The sequence below is a fragment of the Rheinheimera tangshanensis genome (genome assembly GCF_014645135.1).
In the GTDB taxonomy this organism is placed as follows: Bacteria; Pseudomonadota; Gammaproteobacteria; order Enterobacterales; family Alteromonadaceae; genus Pararheinheimera; species Pararheinheimera tangshanensis.
The window spans coordinates 809554-822124 of the sequence record NZ_BMLH01000001.1 but is presented as its reverse complement, the minus strand read 5'-3'; the positions used below and the strand labels follow the sequence as shown (position 1 = coordinate 822124).

Here is a 12571-nt window from a genome sequence, read left to right as displayed (position 1 = left end):
AGCATTGAATATCCAGATAAAATCCGGAGCAAACTCTCAAAGTGAAACAAGCCCATGTCCACTATTCGTGATGTAGCACAACTAGCTGGAGTCTCAGTAGCCACAGTCTCGCGTGCTTTGCAGCAACCTGATTTGGTGTCACTGAAGACCCGAACTAAAGTACTGACTGCCGTCAAACAGCTTGGCTACAAGCCAAACCTAATGGCGGTCAAATTTCGCTCAGGTAAAACCCGAAATCTGGTGGTACTGGTGCCTACTGTCGCCAACGTATTTTTTGCGCGGGTGATCAGTGGTATGCAACAAGCGGCGCATGATAAAGGCTATTCATTGCTACTGTGCAACACACTGGCCGATGAGGAAATGGAACAAAGTTATGCCCGTATGGTGCATACCTCTCAAGCCGATGGCTTAATCCAGTTGCGCGCTCACAATCCTTTTGCTCAGCTGGATATGAAATCAGACTCTATGCTGCCTATGGTCAATGCCTGTGAGGTGTTAGACCGTATCGCCTGCCCTACTGTGCTTTTAGATAACAGAGCAGCGGCCTGCGCTATGACAGAACATTTACTGGAACTGGGTCATAGACGTATAGCGATGATCAAGGGCCCTGCACGTAGTCCGTTAACCCGGGACAGGGTGGCGGGCTATAGAGATGCGTTAAATGCAGCAGGTGTGGCTTTTGATGAAAGTTTATTGTTGCCGGGTGATTTTACCTTGCAGTCTGGCCACAAGGCCGCCACCGAATTATTGGCTTTGCCCAATCCACCTACCGCCATCTTTTGCGAAAATGACGAAATGGCCATAGGTGCTATTCAAGGGATTAAACAAGCTAGTCGGTCTGTACCAGGAGATATATCTGTGGCTGGTTTTGATGATATTTCTTTTGCCGCTTTTGCTGATCCACCGCTGACCACTATAGCTCAGCCTGCGGAAGAATTTGGCAGCACAGCGGTCAGTTTACTCATAGATTTAATCGAAGGTCGTCTGGGTAAAGCACCTAAAGTCATTTTACCTTTTGACCTTATTCAACGTGCCAGCACAGGTCCTGCTCCGGCAGGGTTAGGCTGACTTCATCACCGAGCCATAGCAGGAGCAAACCATGCCATACGATCATTCGACCAAGAAACAAAAGCCGGAGTTGCTGGATCAACAACGTCGACAATTTCTAAAACTCAGTGCTCTGGGTTTAGGTGTTGCAGGTTTAGGTATAGCATCTCTGCCATTATCTGCAGACACCAAAACTGTGGTCACTACAGCCAAAGTGGTACCAGGTTTACAGCTTTATACCCTACGCGATCTGATGGCACAAAGCGTGGCCGACACCCTAAAACTGGTAGCTGGAGTAGGTTATACCCAGCTTGAATTTGCCGGTTACTATGATCAAAGTCCGGCCGCGTTAAAGAACATTATGGACAGCGAAGGTCTGAGCGCTCCATCTGCCCACATCCCTCTGGATGTGATGCAAAAGGATCTGGATAAAGTCATTGAACAAGCTGTAGTGGTGGGCCACAAATACCTGGTGTTACCCTATCTGATGGACACAGACCGTAAAACTATTGATCAATACAAAGCCCTGGCAGAGTTTTTAAATAAAGCCGGCGAAAAAATTCACTCTGCAGGCATGCAATTGGCGTATCACAACCACGACTTTGAGTTTGTGAAGCTATCAGGCCAGGTGCCTTACGATGTGCTGTTGAATGAAACGGACGCCAAACTGGTACAAATGGAGCTGGACTTGTACTGGGTGGTCAAAGCAGGCTTGAGCCCGCTGGAATTATTCGCGCGCCAACCAGGTCGTTTCCCACTGTGGCACGTGAAAGACATGGACAAAGCGGGTGGTTTTGCTGATGTTGGCAAAGGGGTGATAGATTTCAAACCTATATTCGCCAAAGCAGAGGCCGCAGGTTTACATCATGCTTTTGTTGAACGCGATCAGACCGACAACAGAGTTGAAACCATACGTCAGGGTTTTAGTGCATTAAGTCGTTTATTAAGCTAATGATTTCTCTATCATTCATTTAAAAATAAGCCGGACTTTTTAGCCCGGCTTATTTTTTCAGTGATTAAAATTTACACAGCGATAGCATCATTTGGATTGATTATTTTCTGGACAGACTTGACAGCGGTTAAATTCAGAAGTAAAACGATTAAGAGATGAATTAAAAAACTTCATCCAATGATTCAATAAAGCGACTCTATGGCAAAAAGCTGGCAGTTGCTTTTTTATAAAAAAATAACTTAATCGATTAAGTAACTACCCGACAGGGGGCAAATACAATGTTCAAGCAACAGAAAGTTTCAATCGCAGTACGGCAGGTTTTATTCGCATCCACACTGATCGCAACTGGTCCTGTCTGGGCGCAAAGCACAGCAGCTACAGAAGCAGCAAGTACAGAAAAAGCTGAAACTGAAGCCTTTGAAACTATAGTGGTTACAGGCAGTGTGCCGGGCCGTACCCAGATTGAATCTGCTATTGCGGTTACCAGCGTAGATGCAGAGATGATCAAAGATTTCCAGCCTAGCTCCGAAGCTGAAGTGTTTCGTATGATACCAGGCATTCAGGTGGCAGGTACTGCAGGTCCTGGCGGTAACTCCAATATTGCAGTCAGGGGTTTACCTGTGGCAACTGGCGGCTCGCCTTTTGTACAAATTCAGGAAGACGGTTTACCTACGGTATTATTTGGTGATCTGCAGTTTGGTAACAACGACTACTGGACCCGTTTTGATTCAAGCGTGGACAGAGTAGAAGGTGTTCGCGGTGGTACAGCAGGAACTTTCTCTTCTCAATCCCCTGGCGCTATTATCAACTACATCAGCAACTACGGTGAAGTTGAAGGTGGTTTACTTCGTCTGAACACTGGTGTTGGTCATGACGAGAAAAAAGTTGATTTCCGTTATGGTGGTTCGGCCAGCGACAGTGTGAATTTCCATGTCGGTGGTTATGTCAAACAAGGTAAAGGCCCGTTAGATGCTGCGTTTAATGTCAGCGAAAGCGCGCAGGTAAAAGCCAACGTCACCAAATTCCTTGCAGACGATGTCAGTTATTTCCGCGTACTGGTCAAAGTAGCGGATACTCAGGAACCTAACTATACAGGTGCGCCAGCTCTTGCTAACTACGACGGTAACAGTTTCAGCGATTTACGTCCTTACCCTGGTTTTGATGGCCGTAATCAGTCCAACTACTCTATCCATAATCAGGAGTTTCTGATCGTCAACCGCGAAGGTGTAACAGAGCGGGTTGAGATGTCAGGCATTACCACTGAAGCATTTTCTTTAGGTAACGAGCTGCATTACGAATTCAAGAACGACATAGTTCTGGACAATAAAATGCGCTGGACTGATATGAGCGGCGGCTTTACTTCGCCCTTCTTCAATGCAGCCACCACAGCCAGTGTATTGGGTTCAACAGTCAATGGTGCTGTAGTAAACAGTATTCGTTATGCCAATGGCCCTCAGGCCGGTGAGTTATACGATTCTGCCTATCTGAATAACAACACCAACGTGAATACTAATATTCGTGACGTTGGCAGCTTTGTAAACGACTTAGCTGTATCGAAAGAATTTGCTATAGACGACAACACTTTTACCGCTCGCGCTGGTTATTTTTACATGAACCAGAATGTGGCAGCGGACTGGCATACCAACAGAACCTATTCTGAACTCAGCGGCGATAACCCGGCTATGTTGGATTTATTTGATGACGCAGGCAACCAGTTAACTGCAAACGGTATTGCAGGTTTTAATGACAACTGGGGTGCAGGTAACGCCCGTGATTATGATTTAGCCTACACAGATACAGCCCCTTACCTGGCGCTGGATTTTGATACGGATCTGTTTACGCTGGACGCCAGTGTACGTCGTGACACTGTGGATGCTTCAGGTTGGACTGCAGCTGGTGGAGAAGTCTTTAACACTGTAGTGGATGGCGTAGCTATTCCAACGCTGATCCCTAATGGTGCGCGCGAAAACCTGAACTACTCTGTCAGCTACACCTCCTGGACTGTCGGTGGTTTGTATAAACTCAACGAAGACACCAGCCTCTTTACCCGGGCTTCTAAAGGTGGCCGTTTTAATGGTGACCGCCAAACCGTCAGCGGTAAAATTAATGCCGATGGTTCGTTAAATCAGCAAGGCTTAACTTCAGCCGTCGACTTTGTTAATCAGTACGAGCTGGGGGTGAAACGCCGTGGTGAAGTGCTGGATGGTTTTTATACTTTTGAACTGACCTTACTCAAAGGTGACTTCAAACAAAGCACCTATGAGTTATCTGCAACCCGTTGTGGTGGCGTGGCTGGTGGCTGTGTGATTGACGCTGAATACAAATCTCAGGGTGCTGAAATTCTTGGTACAGTGCGGATAGGCGACTTCTCGCTGGTGGGTAACGCTACCTATTCAGATGCAGAAAAACTATCAGCTGGAGCCACCAACTGGACCCGCGCTGATGGTATTCCGGATTTAATTTACACTCTGTCGTCCAACTATCATATTAATGATCAATGGGTAACAGGCTTAAATATTACAGGCCAGACCGCAGCTATTGACGGTGCTGGCAATGAATATCCGGATAACTACACCTTAGGTGGTAGCCTGAGATACAGCCCAACTGATAATCTGGAATTTGGCTTTCAGGTGTATAACCTGACGGATGAATTTGATATCCGTGGCAGCGGCGGTTTAGCAGACGCCACAGTCACGCCGACCGTAATTTCAGGAAATCCTGTGATTGGCCGCACAGCAACAGCTTCAGTGACAGTGACGTTCTAAACTGTCATTCAGGCATAGCGAAAAAACAGGCTGGTAAAGTGCACTCTGCTTTACCAGCTTTTTCCGTTTGATGCGTATTGGTGTAATTGCTTCAAGGACACTGCATGACCAGAGTTCAGCTGGCACAACAGCATTTGCAACAAGGCCGCGCCGATTTGGCGATCCCGCTGCTGCGTCAACAGCTTGAACAGGCACCGCAGGATGCCATGGCCTGGAAGCTAGCAGGTTTTGCCTGGCATGAAGAACAATATGAAACGGAAGCTGTGCATGCCTTTAGTCAGGCTTTTGTACTGCAAGACTCCGATGCCTCAACCCTGATGGCACTGGCGCAAAGCCGCTTTTTGGCAGGTTACTCTGCTGTCGATCAGTTTTATCAACTCACCACTTTGACTCCTGACGATTTGAATGCCTACCGTGGTTTAGCTTTGGCTTTAGCCGCTGACGGTGAATACAGCCTGGCTGAGCAGCTATTAGTGCAGAATCTGGCGGCTCATCCGCTGTGGCTGGACGGCCACAAGTTATTAAGCAGCATGCGTTTTACATCAGGGGATAGCAGCCACTTTTCCGATAACTATCAACAGGCATGCGCACAACAACCGACAAATCTCAAGCTGTGGCTGGACTGGTTTCGCTGCCACGCTCAGTTAAAACAATGGTCACACTGTGAGCGCATTTTAGCGTTAGCCGAACAGCATTGTGGTGGGCAATTGCAACTGACCTTAGCCCGGCTTTTTGTGGCTGCAGAATCAGGCGACCATGCAAAAGCGGCCTTGTTATTTACAGAGACAACCAGGGTACAAGATCCGGTGCGGGCTATGGCACTCACCCGGTTTCAGCTGCGCCATGGCGATGTAAAAGCGGCGGAGCAAAGTGCCCTGCCCTGGCTTCAGACTACATCAGCCACAGTGTTTTGGCCTTATCTTTGTTTAATTTGGCGTCTGTTGGGGGATCGCAGAGCCAAGTGGCTGGACACAGAATCTATGCAGGTGAAAGCCTTTGATTTGCAGTTAAGTAGCAACGAATTAAATCTGTTATGCGCTGTGATACGTTCTTTACATACAGCCAAAGCACCTTTTGCCGAGCAATCGGTGCGGGGAGGCACTCAAACCGATCAACATATTCTGCTGCGTCATGAAAAGCCGCTGCAGCAGTTAAAACACAAATTAAAAACTGCAGTAAAAAGTTATGTCGAGCAACTACCAGCTGCAGTCGCTGCGCACCCCTTATTAGGGCGAACACGGGACCGGGCTTTGCAAGGCCGCTGTCGTTTTAGCGGTAGTTGGTCTACTTTACTGAAAACTCAGGGTTTTAATGTCAGCCATACCCATCCATCAGGTTGGCTCAGCGCAGCTTTGCACCTTGAGATCCCAGCGGCAGAACAATTGGGGCGAGCACCCGCCGGCTGGCTGCAATTTGGCGCGCCACCGGCTGAGCTTCAGCTGCCATTAGATCCTCAACTTCAGCATCAACCCCAGGCTGGTACCCTGGTGTTATTTCCATCCACTTTATGGCACAACACTGTGCCTTTTGAGTCGGGTGAACGTTTAACTCTGGCCTTTGATATTGAACCTCAGCCTTTTATTAGCGGAGAGCCTGGATGAGCTATGCAGCAAACAATAGCATCAAAAAGATAGTGATAGTGGGTGGTGGCACAGCAGGCTGGATGACAGCTGCAGCCTTAAGCAACGCCTTACAACAAGGCTGTCATATTACACTGATTGAATCGGAGCAAATAGGCACAGTTGGAGTGGGCGAAGCCACTATACCGCCGATCCGCTTATTTAACCAAAGCCTTGGCATCAACGAAAATGACTTTATCCGCGCCACTCAGGGCTCTTTTAAACTGGGCATTGAATTCATCAACTGGGGACGGCAAAACCACAGTTATTTTCACCCTTTTGGCAGCTATGGCCGTCAGTTTGACCTGGTGAGCTTGCACCATCACTGGCTAGCCGCAAAAGCGCAAGGCAAAGCCGACTCGTTAGATAGCTACTGCATGGCCTGGGTAGCGGCACAGCAAGGCCGTTTTGCGCCACCAGTCACAGATCCTCGCCATGTATTATCGACTCATGATTATGCCTACCATTTTGACGCAGGCCTTTATGCCAGCTATCTGCGCCAGTACTCCGAAGCCAAAGGCGTGCTGCGTATCGAAGGGAAAATCAGCGCGGTAAAACAACACTCTATTTCAGGTTTTATTGAAGCTGTGCAGCTGGATAATGGTCAGTTGCTGGAAGGCGAGCTTTTTATCGATTGCTCCGGCTTTCGCGGTTTGTTGATTGAAGACACATTAAAAACCGGCTATCAGGACTGGTCACACTGGCTGCCCTGCAACAGAGCCTGGGCTGTGCCCAGTGAACGCGGTGAATTTACCCCATACACCAAATCCACAGCTCATCAGGCAGGCTGGCAATGGCGCATCCCCCTGCAACATCGCACTGGCAATGGCCATGTCTTTAGTAACCACTTTATCAGCGAGCAACAGGCGCAGGATGTTCTGCTGCAAAACCTCGGAGCCAAAGCTTTGGCAGAACCCCGTATGTTGCAGTTTGTCACAGGGCGACGAAACTTATTCTGGAACAAAAACGTGGTGGCTATAGGCCTTGCCAGTGGCTTTTTAGAACCGCTGGAATCTACCAGTATTCATTTAATTCAGGCCGGTATAGCCAAGCTGTTAGCGCTGTTTCCGGATAGAGATTTTGACCCGCTGCTGACAGAGGAATACAACAGAGTCGCCATTCGCGAAATAGAAAATATCCGCGATTTTATTATTCTGCATTACAAACTGACAGAGCGGGATGACAGCGAAATGTGGCGTTACTGCGCCGCCATGCCAGTACCAGATCCACTGACTTACCGGATAGAACAATTTAAACGTCAGGGCCGCTTAATACCGGGCGAAATGGATTTATTTGGCAACACCAGTTGGCTAGCCGTGCATATAGGCCAGTTGAATACGCCACAAAAAACCGACGCTGTGCTGGCCTATCGCAGCATTGAAGGCGCAGAGCGCTTGGCTAAACTCAGTCAGGCACTGCAGGCTGCAGCTTTATCTTTGCCTACCCATCAACAGTATATAGACCAGCATTGTAAAGCTGCTTCGCTTTAAACTAAAAACAACAAAGGCAGCCAAGGCTGCCTTTGTTTTAAAACCAGCTAAAACTTAATCATGCCCAAGTGCAAGCCGTCTGGCCGCAGGTTGGACAAAATGATTCCACCACAGCCCCAGCATCAGCAGCAAAGCAAAACCTGTTGCCAGATAAAAACCATAACGCACATCTCCCATCGCATCACCAACCAGGCCCATCAGTAAAGGCCCTAAAGCCGCTGCTAAGGCGGTAAAAGCTAAAATTAGACCAGCCGCTGCGCCATGCTGCTGACGTGGAAAACAGCTGATGCCTTTGGAATTTAACGTGGGGTACATCATCGACATAAAAAGGCCTGACAGCGGCATCAGCCATAAAGCTGCCGCGACACCAAAATACATGCTCAGCGCAAAACAGATAAAAATAGCGCTGCCAAACCAGGCCAATAACGCAGTCCAATTAAAACGCAGCAGTAACCACTCGGCTAAAAAGCGGCCTGCGGTGCGCAGAATAAAAAACACTGTAATAGCGTGGGCGGCCAGTACAGTGAAGTTGCCATCGTAACTTTGCAGTAAGGTAGGCAACCAAACAAAAATCGCGACTTCGGTGGCCACATAACAGGCGATGGCCAGCGAAAATCCCAGTGCATGTTTATCTTTTACCAGCGCCAGACTTTGCCAGACCGATGTGTGTTGTTGTGGCTGATAAGCCGGGTAATCCAGTCGGGATGCCATAATCAACAGCACAGCACAAATCAGCCCGGCTAATAAATACAACTGAGTCCAGTTGATCGACGCAGCAATTAATAAACCTACTAAAGCCGGGCCAAAAATAGCGCCCAGACCAAAAAAACCTTCAACTCTGTTCATCAGTCTGGTGTGGCTGTCAGCATCAGGGCTGACATCGCCCACTAAAGCCAAAGCGCCGGTTTTGAATAAACCAATGCTTAAACCACTGACACCTAACAGCAACAGATAAAAGATAAAACTTTCACCAAAAATAAAAGCCACACAAGCTATGGCGTACAGAGCCAAACCCGCCAGTATCACCTTTTTACGGCCAAACTTATCGGCATAACGGCCCAAAAACAAACCGGATAAACCAATAAACAACATTGGCACGTAGTGAAAAGCGGCAGCTTCGGTCAGGCTGAGCTGAAACTGCGCTACAACTTGCGGAATAATCACGCCCACAGCGTCTGTGGTCATAGCAAAGACAAAAAACATCAGGCAAGTCATCCACTTCACCTGAGTAAAAGCACTGGACGACAGTGGCGCTGCAGATGAGGCAGGTGCACTGCTATTTAAAGAGTGAATTTGTTGCATGGTTCTACCCTGTCAAGGTGCGCTTTTTGGCTGCGCTGGTTTTATCAGGAGCGATATCTTCACTTACCTTAGCGGTTTGTGCAGCAAGCTCCATAAAATCCGGCGCGTTCACCCTCCCCAGGGCACTAACAACGCATCCGGTTGGTCAGATTATTTGCATCTGATTATGCTTTAAAGCTACAACTTAATCGTTTAAGTGGCAACAAAAAACTTCATCTATAGAGTAAATTTATTTCAACAGAATGGTTGTTCTATAAATAACCTGAACCCGGGATAAGCAAACCCATTGAACGAGCATCATTTAGCGGCTTTGTCTGCCATACGAGTGGTCCAGCTGGTTAAGGCAACACCCAGCAACACAACGCCAGCAGCCAGAATATCTCTTAAAGATAATGTCTCATCAAGCAGTAACACGCCAAGTATGGCACTTAACACCGGAACTGACAGCTGCACTGTACCTGCAGTGATAGCCGCCATTTGGGTGCGCACCCAATACCACACCACATAACCCAAAGCCGATGTCACAGAGCCGGATAACAGAGCGTAATAAGCTCCAACAGGGTTGATGTCTAACTGATCACGCAGAAACCACAACAATGCAAGGCTCAAGGGCACGGCCAGGATAAAACTGCTTGCAGTACTATTAAGCGCAGAACCACCGGCGCGGCCAAGCAATGAAAAGCTTCCCCAGGCGATACCCGCGACCAACATCATGGCAGAGTAACGAAGTGGAGCCGACGTATCTGAAGGCAGGAGAAATACAATCAGTCCGCCGAGCGCCAGCACTATTCCCCACAGGCTGGTTTTTTCACCACGAACAAGACCAAAGCTCATCATCAATAACTGCGAGGAAGCAAATAAAACCAAAGCGCCGGCACCTGTATCCAGACCGCGGTAAGCAAAAGAAAAGGCAACAGCGTAGGTAAAAAGTAATGCTGCAGACAATAAACCCGTTGGAGTCACTGAAGGTTTAATACCTTTGATTGCAAGAATACAGGCTAAAGTGACAGCCCCCGCTATCAACCTAATGGAGCTAAAACTTGCGGGGTCGATGCTGGTTTCTAGCAATGCCATCCGGGTTAACAAGGAGTTGGCCGCAAAAGCCAGCATAGTCAAAGCTGTTACAGCCAGCAGAAACCAGGGCGACGAGAAGCGGGATACTACAGTACTGATGGTCATTTTTATAAGTCCCACTCTCAGGCTGAGCTTTGTGTTTCACCCCACTATAAATAACAACAAAGCACTTAGCTATGCTGTCAGGTTTTCGGCTCTGATGTTTAGGCACTTATGCAGACGGAGTCACAACAAATCAGTGCGTTATCTCCGCAGAGCCCTTGCTATAGCTTCGCTCTCTAATTCACTAAATCGCTTTGATATAGCAGCATCAGGATAAATAGTCTCGGAGGCATGGAACATACCTGGTAAAACATGGATCTCAGTCGGTACGCCAGATAGTATTAATCTTTTCGCGTATTCCATATCCTCTTCGACAAAAAGATCGATAGCGCCCACCACTATATCTGTCGGAGGTAACTTCGATAAATCAGTAACACGAGCAGGCACTGAACCATAAGGAACTTCTGACATACCCGCTTTTTGCCCTAATAAAGCAGACCATCCAAACGCATTCGAAGTCGGAGTCCATAACAACTGACCTATGTGAGCAGGCACTGTCCTGCTACTGCCAGTCCGATCATCGAGCATAGGAAAGATCAGGACTTGATGCTTTACAGGGATTTCAGCTCTGTCCCTGGCTGCAATAGCCAGCATAGCGGCATGACCACCTCCAGCACTATGCCCCATCAGTACAATATGGTCTTTATCAATCCCAAGCTCACTTGCGTTGTTATACAGGTATTTGAGGGCCGCATAATTATCTTCGAGCGCACCAGGAAACGGAGTTTCCGGAGCTAAACGGTACTCGACCATTACAACAGTACAGTTATACTTTTCTGCTATTTTCTGCATATTTGGCAGGTAAAGTGCCGCACTACCTAAGACAAAACCACCGCCATGCATATAAAGTATTACGGGCTTAGCATCTCCAGCCAGGGAATTAATCAGGCGAATCGATACATCAGGTTCCCCTTCAGCACCAGGGATGGTTTTCTGACTCACAACAGGAATTGGCGCTGGCTTTTTAATTTGTGCAGCCTCAGCAATACGCACTTTTTTATAATTTTCAGCGGTGATGTCAGCAAAACCAATTTTATCTACGAGCTGCGAAACTTCAGTCAACTGATTGCGGTAATCAGGATGCAGCAACTCTAATGCGGCTTCATTCTGTAAACGAGCGAAAGCAAGATCTGGCAGAACAGCAAAGAACCCGGTACACAAAAAGCACAGACCAAAGACAAAAGGTTGCTGCTTTTTTTTGTACTGAGCTAAATAACCACTTTTATTCATAGTATGCCCTATTGATTATTTCACACCTCATACCCAAGACACTCTTGGATGACAATAGAGTGCGCTGTTACCGCAAAACTGCACCGCTTAACATAAAGATGAATCAATTAAGTTGCTATATTATTATACAAAAATGCAGGAAAACAAGACAAAACTTAAACGTTACAGATGCACTAATCTATTCTGGTTGTTTGATTTCTTGCACCTGCCCTAAACCGCCTTACTGCATCGCTGTTATTTTTCAATAATCAGGTTCACTTCATCCCCACTGACAACCAACCTCATCCGTCCAACTTCGACATACCGGGAATAATCCTCTGGCGCAAAGTGCTGCAAGCTGGCTTCAAGGGTTGAAGGACCGAGCCACTTTGCACTATGAACCCCAAAATCTGAGTCATTCCTCTCCAATAACAATGTGATCTTGTCATCCTTTAAACGTTAGAGTTTTACTATATTACGATCAAAAGTGTCTGAGTTCCGGCTGTCCAGATATTCAAACACCAACTGACTATCGGGTGAAAACACCGGAGCACCAGTTAACTCTGTGGTGAGTTTTGTTTTACGATCAATGAGTAGATAACTCCACCATTCCCAACCCGCTTTAAAGATCACGCAGTACCTTTTGCTGTGATCACAACCCCACAAAAAGAAATTTTGATAATGCTCTGCGTCATCCACAATAACGTCTTGCAGCCTAAGCTCGCTGCCATCCAGGTAAGCCAATATCGCTTTACCCTGTTTTTTTTGGTAGATCTGCGCAAAATAGCGAGCTATTTGTTCAGGCCCCTGCTCTTTTGTGCAGTGCTCATAAGCCTGAAATTGTTCATAAGTGGGTTGCACAGGCAAAGGCTGACATAATTGCTGCAGCGTCATATGCCTCAAAGGTTCTGCCGCCTGCAGTGGAGCGGTAGCATTAATGAAGCAGATGAGGCCAATGTAGGCTATCAGGTGTTGAATTTTCATTATGGTTAGTCCTTTAACTTCTGTGGC

Annotated in this window: 9 protein-coding genes; 5 read left to right on the top strand and 4 right to left on the bottom strand. The window is 47.4% G+C overall.

Going from position 1 to position 12571, the window contains the following annotated elements:
• Positions 1–54: 54 nt before the first annotated feature.
• The 5 genes from IEW88_RS03680 to IEW88_RS03660 all read left to right on the top strand — a co-directional run bounded on the left by IEW88_RS03680 (position 55) and on the right by IEW88_RS03660 (position 7873).
• Positions 55–1068 (top strand): LacI family DNA-binding transcriptional regulator, encoded by a 1014-nt coding sequence (locus IEW88_RS03680; protein WP_147902700.1) that lies wholly within the window; start codon positions 55–57, stop codon positions 1066–1068.
• 31 nt (positions 1069–1099) lie between these two features.
• Entirely contained in the window at positions 1100–1999 is a 900-nt protein-coding gene (locus tag IEW88_RS03675; RefSeq protein ID WP_147902701.1) for a sugar phosphate isomerase/epimerase family protein, read from the top strand.
• Positions 2000–2277: 278 nt separating this feature from the next.
• The gene (locus tag IEW88_RS03670; protein WP_147902702.1) at positions 2278–4764 is read left to right on the top strand and encodes a TonB-dependent receptor domain-containing protein; all 2487 of its coding nucleotides are present in this window, start codon (positions 2278–2280) and stop codon (positions 4762–4764) included.
• A 104-nt stretch (positions 4765–4868) separates the two neighbouring features.
• The gene (locus IEW88_RS03665) at positions 4869–6365 is read left to right on the top strand and encodes a 2OG-Fe(II) oxygenase family protein (RefSeq protein ID WP_147902703.1); all 1497 of its coding nucleotides are present in this window, start codon (positions 4869–4871) and stop codon (positions 6363–6365) included.
• Positions 6362–7873, top strand: coding sequence for a tryptophan halogenase family protein (locus IEW88_RS03660; RefSeq protein WP_147902704.1), 1512 nt, complete (start codon positions 6362–6364; stop codon positions 7871–7873). The genes IEW88_RS03665 and IEW88_RS03660 overlap by 4 nt, the downstream gene beginning before the upstream one ends.
• A 54-nt stretch (positions 7874–7927) precedes the next feature.
• On the opposite strand, the gene IEW88_RS03655 is transcribed toward IEW88_RS03660, so the two are convergent.
• From IEW88_RS03655 to IEW88_RS03640, 4 genes are all read right to left on the bottom strand, one after another.
• Positions 7928–9175 carry an MFS transporter gene (locus IEW88_RS03655; RefSeq protein WP_147902705.1) on the bottom strand — a complete coding sequence of 416 codons (1248 nt, stop codon included), beginning with the start codon at positions 9173–9175 and terminating at the stop codon, positions 7928–7930.
• A gap of 297 nt (positions 9176–9472) precedes the next feature.
• A complete protein-coding gene (locus tag IEW88_RS03650) occupies positions 9473–10354 on the bottom strand; it encodes a DMT family transporter (RefSeq protein ID WP_221411335.1) in 882 nt (293 codons plus the stop codon).
• 138 nt (positions 10355–10492) lie between these two features.
• Complete coding sequence (locus tag IEW88_RS03645; RefSeq protein ID WP_147902706.1) at positions 10493–11581, bottom strand: alpha/beta hydrolase; 1089 nt, start codon at positions 11579–11581, stop codon at positions 10493–10495.
• A gap of 438 nt (positions 11582–12019) precedes the next feature.
• Positions 12020–12544 (bottom strand): hypothetical protein, encoded by a 525-nt coding sequence (locus IEW88_RS03640; protein ID WP_147902707.1) that lies wholly within the window; start codon positions 12542–12544, stop codon positions 12020–12022.
• Positions 12545–12571: the final 27 nt, after the last annotated feature.

Bases quoted from the DNA above. Each gene is read 5' to 3' on its own strand.
- IEW88_RS03680 (WP_147902700.1), top strand. From the start codon at position 55: ATGTCCACTATTCGTGATGTAGCACAACTAGCTGGAGTCTCAGTAGCC.
- IEW88_RS03675 (WP_147902701.1), top strand. From the start codon at position 1,100: ATGCCATACGATCATTCGACCAAGAAACAAAAGCCGGAGTTGCTGGAT.
- IEW88_RS03670 (WP_147902702.1), top strand. From the start codon at position 2,278: ATGTTCAAGCAACAGAAAGTTTCAATCGCAGTACGGCAGGTTTTATTC.
- IEW88_RS03665 (WP_147902703.1), top strand. From the start codon at position 4,869: ATGACCAGAGTTCAGCTGGCACAACAGCATTTGCAACAAGGCCGCGCC.
- IEW88_RS03660 (WP_147902704.1), top strand. From the start codon at position 6,362: ATGAGCTATGCAGCAAACAATAGCATCAAAAAGATAGTGATAGTGGGT.
- IEW88_RS03655 (WP_147902705.1), bottom strand. From the start codon at position 9,175: ATGCAACAAATTCACTCTTTAAATAGCAGTGCACCTGCCTCATCTGCA.
- IEW88_RS03650 (WP_221411335.1), bottom strand. From the start codon at position 10,354: ATGACCATCAGTACTGTAGTATCCCGCTTCTCGTCGCCCTGGTTTCTG.
- IEW88_RS03645 (WP_147902706.1), bottom strand. From the start codon at position 11,581: ATGAATAAAAGTGGTTATTTAGCTCAGTACAAAAAAAAGCAGCAACCT.
- IEW88_RS03640 (WP_147902707.1), bottom strand. From the start codon at position 12,544: ATGAAAATTCAACACCTGATAGCCTACATTGGCCTCATCTGCTTCATT.